Annotated in this window: 19 protein-coding genes; 7 read left to right on the top strand and 12 right to left on the bottom strand. The window is 44.2% G+C overall.

All coding sequences use genetic code 11. The annotated features are described in order from the left end of the window. Window positions 1-246 precede the first annotated feature (246 nt). The 9 genes from mioC to MCT08_RS01360 form a co-directional block, all read right to left on the bottom strand. On the bottom strand, window positions 247-681 hold the full coding sequence (mioC, locus tag MCT08_RS01400) for an FMN-binding protein MioC (RefSeq protein ID WP_274672367.1): 435 nt from the start codon (window positions 679-681) through the stop codon (window positions 247-249). Window positions 682-724: 43 nt separating this feature from the next. After that, window positions 725-2,086: a tRNA uridine-5-carboxymethylaminomethyl(34) synthesis GTPase MnmE gene (gene mnmE / locus MCT08_RS01395; RefSeq protein ID WP_274677737.1), complete on the bottom strand. Its 1,362-nt coding sequence runs from the start codon at window positions 2,084-2,086 to the stop codon at window positions 725-727. A gap of 113 nt (window positions 2,087-2,199) precedes the next feature. Beyond that, window positions 2,200-3,819 carry a membrane protein insertase YidC gene (gene yidC / locus MCT08_RS01390; protein WP_176312272.1) on the bottom strand — a complete coding sequence of 540 codons (1,620 nt, stop codon included), beginning with the start codon at window positions 3,817-3,819 and terminating at the stop codon, window positions 2,200-2,202. 2 nt (window positions 3,820-3,821) lie between these two features. Next, on the bottom strand, window positions 3,822-4,082 hold the full coding sequence (gene yidD, locus MCT08_RS01385) for a membrane protein insertion efficiency factor YidD (protein WP_080996272.1): 261 nt from the start codon (window positions 4,080-4,082) through the stop codon (window positions 3,822-3,824). Next, on the bottom strand, window positions 4,049-4,405 hold the full coding sequence (gene rnpA / locus MCT08_RS01380) for a ribonuclease P protein component (RefSeq protein WP_080996273.1): 357 nt from the start codon (window positions 4,403-4,405) through the stop codon (window positions 4,049-4,051). Before rnpA ends, yidD begins: the two co-directional genes overlap by 34 nt. Window positions 4,406-4,417: 12 nt before the next feature. After that, window positions 4,418-4,555: a 50S ribosomal protein L34 gene (gene rpmH / locus MCT08_RS01375; RefSeq protein ID WP_010319951.1), complete on the bottom strand. Its 138-nt coding sequence runs from the start codon at window positions 4,553-4,555 to the stop codon at window positions 4,418-4,420. A gap of 206 nt (window positions 4,556-4,761) precedes the next feature. Beyond that, window positions 4,762-5,499 (bottom strand): amino acid ABC transporter ATP-binding protein, encoded by a 738-nt coding sequence (locus MCT08_RS01370; protein WP_053308871.1) that lies wholly within the window; start codon window positions 5,497-5,499, stop codon window positions 4,762-4,764. Then, window positions 5,496-6,167, bottom strand: coding sequence for an amino acid ABC transporter permease (locus MCT08_RS01365; protein WP_053308872.1), 672 nt, complete (start codon window positions 6,165-6,167; stop codon window positions 5,496-5,498). Before MCT08_RS01365 ends, MCT08_RS01370 begins: the two co-directional genes overlap by 4 nt. Window positions 6,168-6,237: 70 nt before the next feature. Further along, the gene (locus MCT08_RS01360) at window positions 6,238-6,987 is read right to left on the bottom strand and encodes an amino acid ABC transporter substrate-binding protein (protein ID WP_168523843.1); all 750 of its coding nucleotides are present in this window, start codon (window positions 6,985-6,987) and stop codon (window positions 6,238-6,240) included. A gap of 308 nt (window positions 6,988-7,295) precedes the next feature. Here MCT08_RS01360 and dnaA point away from each other — a divergent pair, with 308 nt between their 5' ends. From dnaA to MCT08_RS01335, 5 genes are all read left to right on the top strand, one after another. Then, a complete protein-coding gene (gene dnaA, locus MCT08_RS01355; protein ID WP_053308874.1) occupies window positions 7,296-8,699 on the top strand; it encodes a chromosomal replication initiator protein DnaA in 1,404 nt (467 codons plus the stop codon). Between the two features lie 73 nt (window positions 8,700-8,772). After that, window positions 8,773-9,873 carry a DNA polymerase III subunit beta gene (gene dnaN, locus MCT08_RS01350; protein ID WP_274677736.1) on the top strand — a complete coding sequence of 367 codons (1,101 nt, stop codon included), beginning with the start codon at window positions 8,773-8,775 and terminating at the stop codon, window positions 9,871-9,873. Window positions 9,874-9,882: 9 nt separating this feature from the next. Further along, on the top strand, window positions 9,883-10,962 hold the full coding sequence (gene recF / locus MCT08_RS01345) for a DNA replication/repair protein RecF (protein ID WP_168523837.1): 1,080 nt from the start codon (window positions 9,883-9,885) through the stop codon (window positions 10,960-10,962). A gap of 18 nt (window positions 10,963-10,980) precedes the next feature. Next, a complete protein-coding gene (gyrB, locus tag MCT08_RS01340; RefSeq protein WP_176246124.1) occupies window positions 10,981-13,401 on the top strand; it encodes a DNA topoisomerase (ATP-hydrolyzing) subunit B in 2,421 nt (806 codons plus the stop codon). Between the two features lie 453 nt (window positions 13,402-13,854). Further along, complete coding sequence (locus MCT08_RS01335) at window positions 13,855-14,292, top strand: Hsp20 family protein (RefSeq protein ID WP_053308878.1); 438 nt, start codon at window positions 13,855-13,857, stop codon at window positions 14,290-14,292. 82 nt (window positions 14,293-14,374) lie between these two features. Here the strand turns inward: MCT08_RS01335 and MCT08_RS01330 are convergent, their stop codons facing one another. The 3 genes from MCT08_RS01330 to glyQ all read right to left on the bottom strand — a co-directional run bounded on the left by MCT08_RS01330 (window position 14,375) and on the right by glyQ (window position 18,824). After that, on the bottom strand, window positions 14,375-15,625 hold the full coding sequence (locus MCT08_RS01330) for a valine--pyruvate transaminase (protein WP_053308879.1): 1,251 nt from the start codon (window positions 15,623-15,625) through the stop codon (window positions 14,375-14,377). Window positions 15,626-15,838: 213 nt separating this feature from the next. Continuing rightward, on the bottom strand, window positions 15,839-17,905 hold the full coding sequence (gene glyS / locus MCT08_RS01325) for a glycine--tRNA ligase subunit beta (RefSeq protein ID WP_274677735.1): 2,067 nt from the start codon (window positions 17,903-17,905) through the stop codon (window positions 15,839-15,841). Between the two features lies 1 nt (window position 17,906). Beyond that, window positions 17,907-18,824, bottom strand: coding sequence for a glycine--tRNA ligase subunit alpha (gene glyQ / locus MCT08_RS01320; RefSeq protein WP_053308881.1), 918 nt, complete (start codon window positions 18,822-18,824; stop codon window positions 17,907-17,909). A 414-nt stretch (window positions 18,825-19,238) separates the two neighbouring features. Between glyQ and MCT08_RS01315 the strand changes: the two genes are divergently transcribed. Both MCT08_RS01315 and MCT08_RS01310 read left to right on the top strand, forming a co-directional pair. Beyond that, window positions 19,239-19,793, top strand: a complete 555-nt coding sequence (locus MCT08_RS01315) for a TMEM165/GDT1 family protein (RefSeq protein WP_053308882.1) — start codon at window positions 19,239-19,241, stop codon at window positions 19,791-19,793. A gap of 162 nt (window positions 19,794-19,955) precedes the next feature. Next, window positions 19,956-20,216, top strand: a complete 261-nt coding sequence (locus tag MCT08_RS01310) for a hypothetical protein (RefSeq protein WP_053308883.1) — start codon at window positions 19,956-19,958, stop codon at window positions 20,214-20,216. The last annotated feature ends 45 nt before the right edge of the window (window positions 20,217-20,261 follow it).

Here is a 20,261-nt window from a genome sequence, read left to right as displayed (position 1 = left end):
GATCTTAACATGATCTAACTCGGTATTACCTGGGATCAAAATAGATACTTATACACACCCTCTGTGTAATACATAAGTTGTTATTGGGATAACTATAGGTTGATCACCGGATAAGAGTATAGTTATACACATTAGATTGCTTGATTTATGTACTAAATGATTTTAGGTGTTTTGCTTAAAGTTATTCACATCTGTATAGATATAAAAAAAGCGGCTAGTCAGCCGCTTTCTCAACAGATATTAAGATTAGAATCGTTCGATATGTTGCTTCAACCACGCTTCAGCCGCGTCTTCTGGAACTGGATATTCTAACGTATCAATAGTGAGGCAATCAGTGAGCGGAGTGGCTCCGATATCTTCCAGCAGTTCAAATGCATGCTTACCAGCGGCGCAGAACGTGTCGTAGCTTGAATCGCCAATGGCCACTACCGCGTATTTCAATGCGCTGGTATTAGGTGGTGTTGTTTGAAGAGCAGCAATAAAAGGTTGGATATTATCGGGATAGTCTCCCGCACCGTGAGTAGATGTGACGATCAACCATATGTCTTGAGCAGGGATAGCATCCAGCTTGGGTTGGTTGTGGATAGTTGTGGTATAACCTTGCTCTTGTAGCAGATCGTTAAGATGATCTCCCACGTATTCGGCACCACCTAATGTACTGCCTGTAATTATATGGATCATAATATTGCCTTCTATCGAATAGGGAATGAAGCTCTATTTGTGATTATTTACCGATACAGAACGAAGAAAAAATGCGGCCAAGTAAGTCATCTGAACTAAATTCACCGGTAATTTCATTTAAATGCTGTTGTGATAAACGCAACTCTTCCGCTAGGATTTCACCGGCCATATAACCTTCAAGTTGTTGCTGACCAATACTGAGGTGTTCCGCGGCACGTTCTAAGGCATCGAGATGTCGACGACGAGCCATAAAACCGCCTTCATTGCCACCTGCAAAGCCCATGCACTCTTTTAAGTGGGTACGCAGTGCATCAACACCTCCGCCTGTCTTCGCTGACAAGCGGATAAGCGTTGGTGAGTTCACGTGACAAATACCTAATTCTTCTTTGGTTTGATCGACTTTATTGCGGATCACTGTCATGCCGATGTTGTCTGGTAGGCGATCAACAAAATCAGGCCAAATCTCTTTCGGATCGGTTGCATCTGTGGTTGTACCATCGACCATAAATAGCACGCGATCAGCTTGAGTTATTTCATCCCAAGCGCGTTCAATGCCGATTTTTTCGACTTCGTCTGAGGCTTCGCGTAGGCCTGCGGTATCGATAATGTGCAGTGGCATACCATCGATATGGATATGCTCTCTCAGTACGTCACGTGTCGTTCCTGCGATGTCGGTGACGATTGCCGAGTCTTTGCCTGACAAGGCATTAAGTAAACTTGATTTACCCGCATTAGGACGACCAGCAATAACCACTTTCATACCTTCACGCATAATTGCGCCTTGGTTGGCTTCTTTACGTACCGCCGCTAGGTTATCGATGATGGTTTGTAGATCACCAGCGACTTTGCCATCAGCAAGAAAATCGATCTCTTCTTCTGGAAAATCAATCGCTGCTTCAACATAAATGCGAAGGTGAATGAGAGATTCAACCAAAGTATGAATGCGTTTTGAGAATTGCCCCTGCAGCGACTGGAGAGCTGACTTTGCCGCTTCTTCTGAGCTGGCATCGATCAAGTCTGCAATTGCTTCTGCCTGAGTAAGGTCCATTTTATCGTTTAAAAAGGCACGCTCAGAGAATTCACCAGGGCGAGCTGCACGCACGCCACTAATAGCCAAAATGCGTTTGATTAGCATATCCATCACCACAGGACCACCGTGTCCTTGTAGCTCTAGGACATCTTCGCCGGTGAAAGAGTGGGGGTTAGGAAAATAGAGCGCGATGCCTTGGTCAAGCTCGCTGCCATCTTGATGTTTAAACGGCAAATATTCAGCGTAGCGAGGCTTTAGCGTTTGACCAGTGACTTCAAGTGCCACTTGGGCCGCTTGGGGGCCGGATACGCGAATAATGCCCACGCCACCTCTGCCAGGGGCTGTTGCTTGGGCGACAATGGTATCTGTAGACATAACTGTACCTAAAATAGGATTGGATTAGCGCAATTGTAATCAGCCAAAAACAAAAAGGCGACCTTTTGGCCGCCTTTGTTCAATTTGTTCGGTCTTACTTCATCAATTAATGACTACTTAGAATGTAAGCCTTTTTTCTCCAACGCTTTGTAAATCACAGTTTGTTGAATCAAAGTTACGATGTTCGATACCAACCAGTAGATAACAAGGCCTGATGGGAAGAACAAGAAGAAGAACGTAAACATAACCGGCATAAAGGTCATGATCTTCTGCTGCATCGGATCTGTTACCGTTGTTGGGCTCATCTTCTGGATCATAAACATACTTACACCCATCAATAATGGCAAGATGTAGTATGGGTCTTGTGCTGAAAGGTCATGAATCCAACCAAAGAATGGTGAATGACGCAGTTCAACAGATTCCATTAATGACCAGTAAAGCGCAATGAAGATTGGCATCTGTAGGAAGATAGGTAAACAACCACCGAGTGGATTTACTTTCTCTTTTTTGTACAGTTCCATCATCTCTTGGCTCATGCGTTGGCGGTCATCGCCGATACGCTCGCGCATTGCTTGCAGTTTAGGTTGCAGCATGCGCATTTTAGCCATAGAAGTGTATTGCGCTTTGGTTAGTGGGTACATGGCACCACGAACGATGAAGGTTAAGCAGATGATTGCCACACCCCAGTTGCCCACAAAGCTTTGAATAAATGAAAGTAGCATGTGTAGTGGTTTAGCAATAAACCATAGCCAACCGTAGTCAACCACTAGGTCAAGGTTAGGTGCAACCTCAGCCATTTCATCTTGCAGTTTTGGACCAACCCACAAGGTTGCTAAAAACGTCGCTTTGTCACCATCTGCGATGGTTTTGTTTGGCATACGTACGCCGATATCACCTAAATTGCCAATCACACGAGTGTACAGATTTGAACCAGCCTCGTTACGTGGGATCCACGCCGTTGCAAAGTAGTGTTGGATCATCGCCGCCCAACCTTGTCCATTGGCTAATGGAAGAGATAGGTTGCGATCTTGCATATCGTCGAAGCTGTATTTTTTGTAGCGTGTTTCTTCTGTTGAATAAGCACCACCACGGTAAGTTGGCATTGCTAGGCTGCCACCAGCGTCTAATAGATTTTGACGTAAGTGAGCATACATACCTAGTGTCGCATTGTTACCTGACTTGTTGAGTACATCAAATTCAACATCTAACGCGTAGCTACCACGTTTAAGGATGAATGTTTTGGTGTATTCAAGGCCATTAGCTTGATACGTCATTGGAATACGCAGTTCGTCTTGACCGTCAGCTAGGGCAAAGCTGTCAGCGCTAACTGCATAGTTTGGACGATTATTGCTGCTTAAATCGATACCTTGAGGGCCCACTAAACCACTTTGTGCGATAAATTGGTGACCAGGAATATTTTTAAGTAGAACAAACGAGTCTTCTGAATCAAGCTCAGCGTCGTACTGATTTAGTTCAGCTGAAACTACATCACCACCAACTGTGTCAATTGACAGAGTCAGTACATCAGTCGTGACGGTGATAGTTTTTGCCGACACATTCTGTGTAGGTGTTGGGTCTAACTCATCAGCAATAGATGGTGCAGGTAAAGTACTGCTATTTTGTGCCTGCTCAACCGCTTGAGGTGCTGGGTTCTTAGCTACTTGCCATTGCTGGAAAAGTAAAAAAGAAACCAATGCCAAGGCGATTAACAGGATATTACGTTGAGAATCCATCGTTATTTATCTCTGTCTTGTGTTTGGACTGGTGGTGGAACGGGGTCAAAACCCCCTTCATTCAAAGGGTGGCATTTTAATAGACGTTTGCCTGATAACCAACACCCTTTTACAAAACCGTGACCTTTCAACGCTTCTATCGCATATGTAGAGCAGGTTGGAGTAAAACGACAGCGTGGTCCAAGGAGAGGACTAATGATTCCTTGATAAAGACGGACGAATCCGATTGCTAACCACGTGAAGGGCGAGACAGGCGATGCCATAATTTATCTAATAGTTTGAACATTTCTTCATTGCTTAAATCTTGCGCGCTCTTTTTAGCAATGACAACAAAATCTTTATTTGGAAGTTGATGTTGTTTGTTGCGAAAACTTTCGCGAGCGAGACGCTTAAAGCGGTTACGACCAACAGCGGTTTTGATCTGTTTTTTCGGAACGGCTAGTCCCAATCTTGGATGAGAGAGAGAATTTTCGCGAGCAATAATTGTGAAATGGGGGGAGCCTGCGCTATGCGCTTGCTGAAAGACTTTTTTATAATGCTCGGGAGTTAACAAACGTAACTCCCGATTGAACGCGTACGTATTCAAAATAATCGCGAATTATTTTGACAGGCGCGCACGGCCTTTAGCACGACGTGCATTAATAACCTTACGGCCATTCTTAGTTGCCATGCGTGCACGGAAGCCGTGAGTACGCTTGCGCTTTAGAACGGTAGGTTGAAAAGTGCGTTTAGACATGTGTAATTACCTTACTGATCAGTAGTTTTTAGGTTCAATGAAACCCGGCGTGGGCATATTTCTCTTCTTTATATAAAGAAAGGAATCCGACGCCTCTCAACAAAGAGGCGGAATTGTAATCACTGTCACAATAAGTGTCAACGATTGGGTTTACTAAAATTCCGGTCGGGCGATTATACGCAGTCTCCTTAAAAGCACAAGGATCCTTAGTCGATCCCGACCTGATTTAAAAATTTCTTGAGTTTAGGATCTTGTGGATTATCGAAGATATCCTGTGGAGAACCTTGTTCTACAATGTGGCCATTTGCCATGAAGATCACGCGATCCGCGACCTCTTTAGCAAATTGCATTTCATGAGTCACCACCAGCATGGTTTGATGTTGTGTTGCTAATTTCTTCATTAAAGCAAGTACTTCGCCGACCCATTCAGGATCAAGAGCAGACGTTGGCTCATCAAATAATAGCAATTCTGGTTGCAGTGCCATTGCTCTGCCAATACCTACACGCTGCTGCTGTCCACCGGAAAGCGCGGCGGGATAGCTATCGCCTTTATCACTCAGGCCAATGTCATCCAAAATTTGTTGTGCACGAGCTAAAGCTTGGTCCTTTTTCCAACCTCGCACGGTTATTAGCCCTTCAGCAATATTTTGTCTGGCGGTCATATGAGCAAATAGGGCGTAGTTTTGGAAGACGAACCCAGTTTTGCGGCGCAGAGCAAGCACCTCGGCTTTGGTCGGTTTTTGGCTGTCGACGGTCACATCATCAATGGTTATCTTGCCTTGATCAGCTTGCTCTAAAAAATTTACGCAGCGCAGTAAGGTTGATTTCCCAGTTCCACTAGAACCGATAATGACGATGATCTCACCTTGCTCAATAGAGAGATTAATTCCTTTTAGTACCTCGGTTTCCCCAAAACGCTTATGAATATTTTCAAGTTTGATCATCGTACATACGCCTTATTGAGTTTCTCTTCAGCCCAAATCTGGATGCGGGTGAGAATCACCACCACAGCCCAATAAATTAATGCGACAGCTAAGAAAGCTTCAAAAAAGCGAAAACTTGAAGAAGCTTCCATTTGCGCTTTTGCCATTATTTCCGCCACACCTAAAGTAAAAGCAAGCGAGGTGGATTTGATCATGTCGATGAAATAGTTCATCAACGAAGGCAGAGCAACACGTGTCGCTTGCGGCAAAATTATACGACGCATGGCTTGGCTGGTGGTCATTCCCACCGATAAGCTCGCTTCCATTTGACTGCGGTCAATGCCGATAATTGCGGCGCGAATACTTTCGGCCATGTAAGCGGCAAAGTGTAAGGTTAAACCAATCACCGCAGCGCTAAAGGCGTTTAATCCGACCATGAAAGGAAAGACTTGCGGTAGACCGTAATACAGCAGGAATAGTTGAACCAGCAAAGGCGTACCACGGAAAAAACTGATATATAGCTGGCTTAATGGGTTTAAAATCGGAACTTTAAACACCCGAATATTGGCTAAAATGACCGATAAAATCAGAGCAAAGACTAGGCCCCAGCTTGCCATTTCCATTGTGGTGCCTAAATACTTGAGCAGTATCGGCATCAACTCCAGCATGTAGTTAAAATCAAATCCCATGCACTTACCTTTAGATAAAAAGAAAAGGTGGAATGAACCATTCCACCTCTATATATAACGATACGCTGACTTATTTGTTGGTGATATCAGCACCGAACCATTTTTCAGAAATGTTACTTAGAGTGCCATCAGCACGCATTGATGCCAATGCTTTGTTCACTTCAGATTGCAACTTTTGACCTTTTTCGTTGTTGACGAATGGCCAAGCATTTTCAATGGTTTCAAAAGGTTTACCTGCTAGTTGTAGCGGTAAACCAGTTTTTTTAATCAGCTCAAGTGCTGACAAACGATCCATCACAAACGCATCAGAACGTCCAAGCGCAACATCATGCTCAATACCTGTATCGTAGGTTTTGATATTGATTTTATTCTCTTTGTCATAGCTGCGAAGTAGTTGTTCAAAGTTCGAACCCAAATTCACCGCGACAGTTTTGCCTGCTAAATCTTCAATGCCCTGAATGCTGTCATTACCTTTACGCACTGTAATTTGAGCACCATCAATCACATAAGGGTCAGCAAATAGATATTTCGCTTTGCGAGCATCAGTGATGGTGATTTGGTTTGAAATGGTATCAATTCGTCCCGTTTCGAGTAAACCAAACAGCCCAGAAAAACTTGATGTAACATATTCGACTTGGTAGTCGTTACGTTTACCTATTTCATCCCATACATCCACTTCAAAGCCTTGTAGTTTGTCTTTTTCTACGAAAGTGAAAGGGAAATAACGACCTGACATACCGACTTTAATTTCAGTGGCGGCTTGTACGGTTGCTGTCGATAGCGCAATTGCGGCAATCGCTATTTTAATCCAGTTTTTCATCTTGTGACTCCTTATATTTATAGAGCAGGATGTTACTGGTAAATGACACAATAGAATAAATAACCAGTTGTTATTAGCCATAACCGAAGGTAATCGCAAAATGGGGATAACTCACACTGATCTTTGTATATGTGGATCATTATGTGGGTAAAATAGAGGTTAGTTGTGAAGATCTACAAAAATCAAGCCTAAATTGTGTGAATAACTTAGATCTTATTCACTGGATCCTCGATCAATTGCTGGCGATCTTGGTTATCAACAGGTAAAATCGCCAGTCTTTTCGATCATTTACTTAGAGTGAGAGCACCGTGTCATCTTCGCTATGGTTGCAATGTTTGCAACAGCTTCAAGAAGAATTACCCGCAGCAGAATTCAGTATGTGGGTACGTCCGTTACAAGCGGAACTTAATGACAATACTCTCACTTTGTTTGCCCCAAACCGTTTTGTGTTGGATTGGGTGCGTGATAAGTACATCAATAGCATTAACCGTTTATTGCAAGAGCATTGTGGCAACGATACTCCAAGCTTGCGTTTTGAAGTGGGCAGTCGTCGAGTCAGCGCGCCAAAAACAGCGCCTGTACGTACGCCTGCTGATGTCGCGGCCGAATCGTCAGCACCAGCGCAATTGCAAGCGCGTAAGCCAGTGCACCGTACTTGGGAAAACGATACTGTGGTGGCAGATATCAACCACCGTTCAAACGTTAACCCTAAGCACAAGTTCAATAACTTTGTTGAAGGTAAATCAAACCAATTGGGTTTGGCTGCTGCGCGTCAAGTGTCAGATAACCCTGGGGCTGCTTATAATCCACTGTTTTTGTACGGTGGTACTGGCCTTGGTAAAACGCACTTATTGCACGCAGTCGGCAATGCGATTGTCGATAACAATCCGAATGCGAAAGTGATCTACATGCACTCAGAGCGTTTTGTGCAAGATATGGTTAAAGCATTACAAAATAATGCAATTGAAGAATTCAAACGCTATTACCGTAGTGTCGATGCGTTATTGATCGATGACATTCAATTTTTTGCTAATAAAGAGCGTTCTCAAGAAGAGTTTTTCCATACCTTCAATGCGCTATTAGAAGGCAACCAACAAATCATTCTGACTTCCGATCGCTATCCAAAAGAGATTAACGGTGTGGAAGATCGCCTTAAATCGCGCTTTGGGTGGGGGCTAACGGTTGCCATTGAGCCACCAGAGCTTGAAACGCGAGTCGCGATTTTAATGAAGAAGGCTGAAGATCACCAAATTCATCTCGCCGATGAAGTGGCCTTCTTTATTGCAAAACGTCTGCGTTCTAATGTTCGTGAGCTGGAAGGAGCTTTGAACCGCGTTATCGCTAACGCTAACTTCACAGGTCGTCCTATTACGATTGATTTTGTTCGCGAAGCACTGCGTGATCTACTGGCGTTACAAGAAAAATTAGTCACCATAGACAATATTCAAAAGACTGTGGCGGAATATTACAAAATCAAAGTCGCGGATCTGCTTTCTAAACGCCGCTCTCGTTCCGTAGCACGTCCTCGTCAATTAGCGATGGCACTCGCAAAAGAACTCACCAACCACAGCTTACCTGAAATTGGTGATGCATTTGGTGGTCGAGACCATACCACAGTGCTGCATGCTTGCCGTAAAATACAGCAGTTGCGTGAAGAGAGTCATGACATTAAAGAAGATTACTCGAATTTGATTCGTACGCTTTCTTCTTGATGTACAAGCTGCAGATATCAGCTATTTTTACCCACGGTCTGGGTATCGCCCGATAACATCGTAAGAGCTAACTATGAAATTTACTATTGAACGTAGCCACTTCATTAAGCCACTTCAGCAAGTTTCTGGCACGTTAGGCGGACGTGCAACTTTGCCTATTCTTGGTAACTTACTGCTTAAAGTGGAAGAAAATGTGTTGTCGATGACAGCCACCGATCTTGAAGTTGAGCTGATTAGCCGAGTAACCCTAGAAGGGGATTGTGAAGCGGGTAATATTACGGTTCCTGCACGTAAGTTTTTGGATATTTGTCGAGGTTTACCGGATAGTGCGGTGATCACTGTGGTTTTAGAAGGTGATCGTATCCAAATGCGTTCTGGTCGTAGTCGCTTCTCTCTTGCCACTTTGCCAGCCAGTGATTTCCCAAACATTGAAGATTGGCAAAGTGAAGTCGAAGTTGAAGTGACACAAGCAGAGCTGCGAGGCTTGATTGAAAAAACTCAGTTTTCAATGGCCAACCAAGATGTGCGTTATTACTTGAACGGTATGCTATTTGAAATTGATGGTTCAATATTACGTTCAGTGGCAACAGATGGTCACCGTATGGCGGTTTCTCAAACTTCATTAGCTGCCGATTTCTCCAATAAGCAGATCATTGTGCCGCGTAAAGGGGTGCAAGAATTAGTGAAGCTGCTTGATGCACCAGAACAACCTGTCGTACTGCAAATTGGTAGTTCCAATCTACGAGCGGAAGTGAATAACTTTGTCTTTACTTCTAAGCTTGTCGATGGCCGATTCCCAGATTATCGCCGCGTAATGCCGCAACATACCAACAAAACGCTAGAAACAGGTTGCGATGAACTACGTCAGGCATTTTCGCGAGCGGCGATTTTGTCTAATGAAAAATTCCGTGGCGTACGCGTGAATTTAGCTAATAACGAAATGCGTATCACCGCCAACAACCCAGAGCAAGAAGAGGCCGAGGAAATGTTGGACGTCACCTTTGAAGGTGAGGCGATTGAAATTGGTTTTAACGTTAGCTACGTCTTGGATGTACTCAACACATTGCGTTGTGATCAGGTGCGTGTTTCTATGTCGGATGCCAATGCCAGTGCATTAATTGAAAATCGCGATGACGACAGTGCTATGTATGTCGTGATGCCGATCCGACTTTAAGTTTGCTTAATGCCACTTACTCGTCTCATTGTTCAACAATTTCGTAATATTAAAGCCTGTGATATTCCATTATCAGCAGGCTTTAACTTTCTTGTTGGTCCGAATGGCAGCGGCAAAACCAGTGTATTGGAAGCGATCTATTTACTCGGTCATGGTCGTTCATTTAAGAGCGCATTAACGGGGCGAGTGATTCAAAACGAGTGTCAGGAATTGTTTGTTCATGGGCGTTTTTTGACCTCGGATCAATTTGAGCTACCAATTGGCATTAATAAGCAGCGTGATGGCTCGACAGAGGTTAAAATAGGCGGTCAATCTGGGCAAAAATTGGCACAGTTGGCGCAAGTTTTACCATTGCAGTTGATTCACCCAGAAGGGTTTGATCTACTGACGGATGGACCAAAACAACGGCGTGCATTTATCGATTGGGGGGTGTTCCATACTGAACCTGCTTTCTATGATGCATGGGGGCGTTTTAAGCGCCTCAATAAGCAACGTAATGCGTTATTAAAAACCGCGACCAGTTATCGTGAACTCAGTTATTGGGATCAAGAAATGGCGCGTTTAGCGGAACAGATTGATGTTTGGCGTAGTGCATACGTTGCACAAATGAAACTCGTTGCTGAAGAATTATGCCAAGGTTTTTTACCCGAATTTGATATTCAATTGAAGTATTCAAGAGGCTGGGATAAGGACACGCCTTATCAACAAATCCTCGAAAAAAACTTCGAGCGTGACCAATCGCTTGGTTACACGTTTAGTGGTCCGAATAAAGCGGACTTAAGAATTAAAGTGAATGGAACGCCAGTAGAAGACGTTTTATCACGAGGTCAGTTGAAGTTAATGGTGTGTGCACTGCGTGTTGCACAAGGACAGCACCTTACCCAATTGACAGGTAAGCAATGCATCTACTTGATAGATGACTTTGCTTCTGAATTAGATAGCCAACGTCGTCAGCGCTTAGCAGACTGCTTAAAAGCGACGGGGGCTCAGGTTTTTGTAAGTTCTATTACTGAAAGCCAAGTTGCAGACATGATTGAGTCAAACAGCAAGATGTTTCATGTGGAACATGGCAAAATAGGACACGGATAAATAGTGAGAGAGTAACTGATGTCGAATAATTACGATTCATCGAGTATTAAGGTACTGAAGGGTCTGGATGCGGTACGTAAACGTCCAGGTATGTACATCGGCGACACTGATGATGGCACCGGTCTGCACCACATGGTTTTTGAGGTGGTGGATAACTCAATTGATGAAGCGTTGGCAGGCCATTGTTCAGACATCATAATCACCATCCATGAAGATAACTCGGTATCGGTCAGCGATGACGGCCGTGGTATTCCAACGGAAATGCACGAAGAAGAAGGTGTTTCTGCTGCTGAAGTTATCATGACGGTACTCCACGCGGGTGGTAAATTTGATGATAACTCATACAAAGTTTCTGGTGGTCTGCATGGTGTAGGGGTTTCTGTGGTAAACGCCCTATCTGAAAAAGTGGAACTGACCATTAAGCGTAAAGGCGAAATATTCCAACAAATCTATCATCATGGTGTGCCTCAAGCGCCATTGGCTGTGATCGGTAAAACCGAAGAAACTGGTACTCGCATCCGTTTCTGGCCAAGTGAAGAAACCTTCACCAACATTGAATTCCATTACGAAATTCTAGCTAAACGTCTACGTGAGCTTTCTTTCCTAAACTCTGGCGTATCGATTAAATTAACCGATGAGCGTGAAGAAGATAAATCTGATCACTTCATGTTTGAAGGTGGTATCCGTGCTTTCGTTGAGCATCTAAACCGCAATAAAACCCCAATTCACCAAAAGATTTTCTACTTTGACCATACTCGTGAAGAAGATGGCATTACCGTTGAAGTTGCGATGCAATGGAATGATGGTTTCCAGGAAGGGGTGTACTGTTTTACCAACAACATCCCACAACGAGATGGTGGTACTCACTTAGCCGGTTTCCGTGGTGCATTGACACGTACGCTCAATAACTTCATGGACAAAGAAGGTTACTCGAAAAAAGCGCAAGCGGCGACTTCGGGTGATGATGCTCGTGAAGGCTTAACGGCGGTTGTATCGGTAAAAGTGCCAGATCCAAAATTCTCCAGCCAAACCAAAGACAAACTGGTTTCATCCGAAGTGAAATCAGCGGTTGAATCAGCGATGAGTGAGAAGTTGTCGGAATTCTTAATTGAAAACCCAACTGAAGCAAAAATCGTGTGTGGCAAAATTATTGATGCGGCTCGTGCTCGTGAAGCGGCGCGTAAAGCTCGCGACATGACTCGTCGTAAAGGCGCGTTAGATTTAGCGGGCCTGCCTGGTAAACTGGCCGATTGCCAAGAAAAAGATCCTGCTCTTTCTGAACTGTACATAGTGGAAGGAGACTCTGCTGGCGGATCAGCCAAGCAGGGACGTAACCGTAAAAACCAAGCGATTTTGCCGTTGAAAGGTAAAATCCTCAACGTTGAGAAAGCACGTTTTGATAAAATGCTTTCTTCTCAAGAAGTTGCCACGCTTATCACTGCCCTTGGTTGTGGTATTGGTCGTGACGAATACAACCCAGATAAACTGCGTTACCATAACATCATCATCATGACCGATGCGGACGTCGATGGTTCTCACATCCGTACGCTACTATTGACCTTCTTCTACCGTCAAATGCCAGAGTTGATTGAACGTGGTTACATCTATATTGCTCAGCCACCACTTTACAAAGTGAAGAAAGGTAAGCAAGAGCAATACATTAAAGATGAAGAAGCGATGGAGCTGTATCAAGCAGGTCTTGCTTTGGATAATGCAGAGCTTTACGTCAACGCCAATGCTCCTGCTTTAGCGGGTGGTCCACTTGAAAAGCTGGTGCTTCAATACAATCAATGTATGAAACTGGTTAAGCGCATGAGCCGTCGTTACCCATATGCGATGATCAACGAGTTAACTTACATCCCTCGTTTAACCGCAGAGATGTCTAAAGATGCCAACCAAGTGCAGGCTTGGGGTGAAAAACTGGTAGAGCAACTCAACGCCAAAGAAGTCGGTGCAAGCCAATACTCACTTGAAGTGGAAAAACACGAAGAGTTGGGTGTGAGCATTGTTAAGCTGGTGGTTCGTACTCACGGTGTGATGCACGAATATGTGGTTTCTTTGGATCTATTAAACTCGAAAGAATACGGTCGTTTAGCGGATCTATCAGAAGCATTAGATGGTTTGATTGAAGATGGCGCTTATGTGAAACGTGGCGAGCGTACTCAAGAAGTTTCTAGCTTCACAGAAGCATTAGATTGGTTGATCAAAGAGTCGCGTCGTGGTCTTTCACTACAACGTTACAAAGGTTTGGGTGAAATGAACCCTGACCAACTTTGGGAAACTACTATGGACCCAGACTCTCGCCGTATGATGCAAGTCACCATTGAGGACGCTGTTGGCGCTGATGAACTGTTTACTACGCTAATGGGTGACCAAGTTGAGCCACGTCGTGCCTTCATTGAAGAGAATGCACTGAAAGTGGCTAACCTCGACGTATAGATGAACTGATTTTTGTGTTGAAGGTGTGCATTTATACCTATAAATTCTGCGCCTTCTCCTTGAATTAATCCTATCTAGCTTCGATAAAGAAAGCGAAGTTAATTGAGAATACCGTCTTTTAAGGCGGTATTTTTGTTTTTAACTTATTGAAAAATATGAGTTTGAAAAAATTTTTAAAATTTTCTCTTGAAACTATTTTATTCAATCCATATATCTAGTTGTGAAGAGGGTTGCTGTCTTGCTCAATAGAGAAGAAACAGACCTCTGGAATCGCTAGAACAACATCGCTCATAAGAGGATGTATTGTTTAGCACACTAATTTGAACCTAGATTCTAAACCATGTCCCTGCGCAATATCGCCAGTGGAATGGCTGAGAATCCCTTAGCTGCCGCAGAGCTTTGCTTTGTTGGAAACTCGCAGCTAGGACTATTGCTTATGATGAGGATAGTAATATGAGAACTGTAGATTTCACTCCTTTATACCGCAACGCAATTGGTTTTGACCGTCTATTAAATATGATGGAAGCCAACTCAGCGAAAAACACTTCAGCGGGTTACCCTCCGTACAATATCGAACAACAAGGTGAAAATAAGTATCGTATCACCATGGCGGTTGCTGGTTTTGCTGAAGAGCATATCGATATTACTCAGCAAGAAAATATGTTGATTGTTCGTGGTGAGCGTAAAGCTGAAGAGAATAAAAATTACGTCTATCAAGGTATTGCTGAACGCGATTTTGAGCGTAAATTCCAATTAGCGGATTACGTTAAAGTGATCGGTGCAACGATGGAAAATGGTTTACTGCACGTTGATTTGGAACGTGAAACACCTGAAGCAATGCAGCCACGTAAAATAGCGATTAATGGTAAAAGCTTACTTGAGAATAACTAAGTGACCCATTAAGCATAAAGTAGTGAAAGAGCGCCAATTGGCGCTCTTTTTAATGGTGGCTACATCTATTTCTGCTCAATCACTATGATTGCTGATAAGCCAGTGCAATCTCTTGTGCGATAATTTGAATGCCTTTTTGCATCGCGGCATCGTCTTGCACGTAGTTCATACGCAAGCATTGATGCGCGTGTTGCCAATCATCTTGTTGACCGATAAAGAAATACTCTCCCGGTACAATCAATACCCCGCGCGCTTTTAAACGTTGGTAAAGTTCCATCGTGGTAATGGGCAACTCATCAAACCAAAGCCATAAAAAGATAGCGCCTTCTGGTTTGTGAATGCGAAAACGTGGGTCGCTAATCGCTTGTTGCAGTAACTCTACGGCTCGTTGCGATTTCTGTTTGTAGAAGGGCTTAATAACCTCGCTGCTAAGCCTTAATAGATCACCATTTTCAATCATATGGTTGGCGATAGCAGGGCCGATACTGCCTGGCGCTAGGCTAATAATGCCATTCATATTGGTTAATGCTTGGGTGATAGTCTCACTGGCAATCACAATACCGCAGCGTACACCAGGTAACCCTAATTTCGATAAACTCATACACAGAATGGTGTTGTCATTCCAAAAGGGTTCAATCTCTTCAAAAATAATATTGGGAAAGGGAACACCGTAAGCGTTGTCGATGATCAGAGGGATATTGTTAGCGCGCGCAAGTTTATCCAGTTTATGGATCTCTTCTTCCGTTAACACATTACCGGTTGGATTGGTCGGGCGAGAGGCGCAAATAGCCGCGACGGAATCATCGACTGTCAGCTTTTCAAAATCGACATGGTATTTAAAGAGACCATTATCGAGCATTTCAATTTCAGGGCGGTAAGAGACAAAAATATCTTCATCAATGCCTGCATCACCATAACCGATGTATTCCGGTGCTAGGGGGAGCAAAATTTTCTTGTGTGATCCGTCAGGCTGTTGGCCAGCAAATAAGTTAAATAAGTAGAAGAAGCCACTTTGACTGCCATTGGTTAGGCTAATGTTTTTTTCGCTGATATCCCAGCCATAAGTCTCTTGTAACAACTTGGCGAGTGATTTAATGAACAGGTCTTTACCTTGCGGGCCATCGTAGTTGGCTAATGCAGCGAGCAATTCGCCACTGCTGAGCATATCGGCACTGGCTTGGTGAAAGTAATCGAGCATGGCGGGAATGGCGGCTGGGTTACCACCACCGAGCATGATTGCTCCTGGGGTGCGTAGGCCGTCATTAAGATCATCCATTAGTTGGGTAATACCAGAATACTGATTAAATTTTTCACCAAATTTCGAAAACTGCATTGCTTATTGCCTAATTCATTATTGTATTTGCTTACGTAACGGAGCATGGAACCGTCCCATGCCAATCGGATAGTCTTTGAACATACCGCAATGTTTTTGTGAGGCAAAGCACTATTTGTGTGCAGAGTGAAAATAGGAATAGCAGCGAAAAAAAAGCCCAACTCGATGGAGTTGGGCTTCAATAGTTTAACCTGTGGTCGTTGACTTAATTCATTACTTCTGCAGCAGTGAGATGTCAGCAATTTGCAGGAATAGGTTACGCAAGTTGTTAAGAAGCGTTAAGCGGTTTTGCTTCAATGCTTCGTCATCTGCCATCACCATTACGTTATCGAAGAAGGCATCAACTGGCTCGCGTAGTGCTGCGAGTTTGCTCAATGCTTGCTGGTAATCACCAGTGGCAAAGGCGGGTTCAAGCGCTTCAGTCATCACTTCCACTTCTTCCGCTAACGCTTTTTCTGCATCTTCTTGAAGCAGGGTTAGGTTGATTTCAGTGGCTAATTGACCATCGAATTTAGCCAAAATGTTACCAACGCGTTTATTTGCCGCTGCCAGTGCTTCTGCTGCTTCCAGTTCACGGAAGTGAGAAACCGCTTTAACACGCTTGTCGAAATCGGCTGGTTTAGTCGGATGACGAGCCAGTACGGCTTGGATAATGTCTACACTGAAACCTTCATCTTGATACCATGCACGGAAGCGGCCGAGCATAAACTCAATCACATCTTGCTCAACACTGTCGTTAGTTAGACGCTCACCGAATAGAGACTTAGCTTTAGCAACTAGGTCAACTAAATCCAAGTTATAGCCGTATTCAACGATAATACGTAGCACACCTAAAGAAGCACGACGTAGAGCAAATGGGTCGCTGCCTTTTGGTGCTTGGCCAATACCGAAGATACCTACGATGGTGTCCAGTTTATCTGCCATGGCAACCGCAGAGGACACGCCATTAGTTGGCAGATCATCGCCAGCAAAACGAGGCATGTATTGTTCGTTCAAGGCAATGGCGACTTCTTCTGCTTCACCATCGTGACGCGCATAGTGCATGCCCATCACACCTTGAGTATCGGTGAATTCAAATACCATTGACGTCATCAAATCGCATTTAGCGAGTAAGCCCGCACGCTTTGATTTTTCAACGTCTGCGCCGATTTGCTCTGCAATGTAGCCTGCAAGCTCAGTGATACGGTCTGTTTTGTCTTTAATCGTGCCTAATTGCTTTTGGAAAATAGCCGTCTCAAGCTGAGGCAGACGATCGGCCAGTTTGCTCTTTAGGTCCGTGTTGAAGAAAAACTCAGCATCCGCTAAGCGTGGGCGAACCACTTTCTCGTTACCTTCGATAACATGACGAGGCTCTTTCGACTCGATGTTAGAAACGAAGATAAAGTTAGGCAGTAGATTTTTATTTTCGTCATACACTGGGAAGTATTTTTGGTCACCTTTCATGGTGTAAACCAAAGCTTCTGACGGTACTTTGAGGAATTTTTCTTCAAATTTAGCGGTTAGAACCACTGGCCATTCAACCAATGACGTGACTTCTTCAACCAGATCATCTTCGAGATCCGCAGCGCCACCCACTAGCTGTGCTGCTTGTTGAGCGCCAGCAATAATGGTTGCTTTACGTGCATCGTAATCAGCGATCACTTTACCGCGTTCTTCTAAAATCGCAGGGTATTGTGATGCATCGTCGATGGTGAATTCTGCTTCACCCATAAAACGGTGACCACGAATGGTGCGCGCAGAGGCTACGCCTAAGATCTCACCTTCGATCAGTTCATCACCCATCAAAATAGTCAGTGTTTTTACTGGGCGGATAAATTGTGTTTCTTTATCACCCCAACGCATCGGTTTTGCGATAGGCAGGTTAGCCAGTGCCTTTGCGGCTAATTCAACCACAATCGCTTTAGCTTGTTGGCCTTTCACTTCTTGTCTGAACAGCAGCCATTCGCCCTGTTCGGTTTTTAGGCGCTCTGCTTGTTCAACAGTAATACCGTTACCACGAGCCCAGCCTTGTGCTGCTTTGGTTGGATTGCCATCGGCATCAAAAGCCACTGAAATAGCAGGGCCACGTTTTTCAACGACTTTATCGGCTTGACCTTGTGCTAGGTTGGTTACTTTCAGTGCTAAACGACGAGGGGTTGCAAACCATTTAATACCTTCATGAGCCAGATCCGCCGTTTTCAATTCCGCTTCAAAATTGGCAGCAAACGCTTCTGCCAAGGTGCGAAGTTGTTTCGGTGGTAGCTCTTCAGTACCTAATTCAATTAGAAATTCTTTTGCCATCTTATTTGTCCTCACCCTTTTTACACATTGGGAAGCCTAGTGCTTCACGAGATGCGTAGTACGCTTCTGCAACCGCTTTAGTTAGGTTACGGATTCGTAGGATGTAACGTTGACGTTCCGTCACCGAAATCGCTTTACGCGCATCCAGTAGGTTGAAGGCGTGACCTGCTTTCAAAATGCGTTCGTAGGCAGGAAGAGGCAGTGGCTTTTCTAGCTCAAGCAGATGTTTACACTCTTTTTCGCATTGATCGAAGAAGGTGAAAAGGAAATCAACATCAGCATGCTCGAAGTTGTAAGTCGACTGCTCGACTTCATTTTGGTGGTAAATGTCACCATAGGTCACTTTACCTAATGGGCCATCTGTCCAGACTAAATCATAGACTGAATCGACACCCTGAATGTACATTGCTAGACGCTCGATACCGTAAGTGATTTCACCAGTTACAGGTTTGCACTCAAGGCCACCAACTTGTTGGAAGTAAGTAAACTGAGTCACTTCCATACCGTTTAGCCACACTTCCCAGCCAAGACCCCATGCCCCTAGAGTTGGGTTTTCCCAGTTATCTTCCACGAAACGAATATCGTGTACTTGTGGGTCAACGCCAAGCACTTCTAAAGAACCAAGATACAACTCTTGAATGTTGTCTGGTGATGGCTTGATGATAACTTGGAATTGGTAATAGTGTTGCAGGCGGTTTGGGTTCTCACCATAGCGGCCGTCGGTCGGACGACGAGAAGGTTGAACATACGCTGTAGCAATTGGCTCTGGACCTAAAGCTCGTAGACATGTCATTGGGTGAGAAGTCCCTGCACCTACTTCCATGTCTAATGGTTGAACAATGGTACAGCCTTGTTGGGCCCAATAATCCTGCAGCGCGAGGATCATACCCTGAAAGGTTTTGATATCGTATTTTTGCATAGTCAGGTTCGCGCGATTCTTCTATCTGAATGGATGAAAATAACGAACAAGTATACCCAGATATTCGCTCAGCGAGTAGGGGTAATCTTGCTTAATTAATAGTCGAAAATCTCTTTTAGTGGAATTTATGGACCTAATTGTGCCAAATTTTCTTAAAAGAGATGTTTTAACCAGTTTATGACTTGAGATTTGGTGACTAGCTGCTTAGAATTGCGCCGTCTTTGGGGAGTAGCTTACCGGCGAGATTTCTTATCTTAATGGTTCGTCCGTCAACATAATTGGTGCCAAATCACCATGGCGTTCGAGGCTAAAGTCATTTTAGCTTAGCAAGACCTTAGACAAACATCACTAACCGGGGTGGGGTGTGGCGTTTGTCTATGGTTATTATAATTATCCCGCCCCGTTGAGCATGTCATGAGCGTATTAGCTATTTCAATTACTACTGTCGCCTTAGCTGAAATTGGCGATAAAACCCAACTGCTTTCCTTGCTGTTAGCCAGTCGTTACCGTAAACCCATTCCTATTATCGCTGCCATTTTCCTTGCCACGATTGCTAACCATGCTTTAGCGGCTTGGTTGGGTGTGGTAGTGGCTGATTACCTTTCTCCACAAGTTCTGAAGTGGGTCGTGGTGGTGAGTTTTCTCGCCATGGCTGCATGGGTGTTGATTCCCGATAAGCTGGATGAAGATGAATCGATTTCTAATCGGGGGCCGTTTATCGCCAGTTTTATTGCTTTTTTCGTCGCAGAAATTGGTGATAAAACGCAGATCGCAACGTCAATTTTGGGCGCGCAATACGCTGATGCACTGACATTAGTCGTTTTAGGCACCACTATTGGTATGTTATTGGCGAACGTGCCGGTTGTTATTATCGGTAAACTTTCCGCTGATAAAATGCCACTCGCACTTATTCGTAAAGTGACGGCAGTGTTATTTGTTGCGTTAGCTGTGGGCGCTGCTATTTGGTAAAGGTCCTATGGCGACCGCACTTTATTATCAGTAAAACCAAGATAATTTTGGCTCAATCACACTTTGTTACTCATGTCCTATCATTGCGTGATGGCTGACATAGTCGTGTCATGATTGTCATGCTAGTGTAATGCATGACGATCCTAATAAGAGGGAAAACTTATGCTGACACGTTATATGGGAATGAGTGCCAAGAGCCAAAGTTACTTGTTTACATTCGGCTTTGCATTAACGCTGTTAGGAATGGCCTTAACCGAGATGTGGTTGCCCATGGTAGCAGGAGCCATTATTTTAGCTGGCTTAACGGTTGAGTCATGGATCCGAGTTGCTCATCTAATGCCAATGCACGAGGAATTACGGGCCATGCAGAAGCAGATAAATAAGCTGCAGTCTGAGCTCCGTGAAATCGAATACAGAGAATGATTTCACGTTTACTGAATACAAAAAAGGCTGTCCCCATATGGGGCA

Origin of the sequence: Vibrio aestuarianus, assembly GCF_028858425.1 — a bacterium.
GTDB lineage: Bacteria > Pseudomonadota > Gammaproteobacteria > Enterobacterales > Vibrionaceae > Vibrio > Vibrio aestuarianus.
The sequence above is the reverse complement of the archived record's forward strand: the minus strand, read 5'-3'. Positions and strand labels throughout refer to the sequence as shown.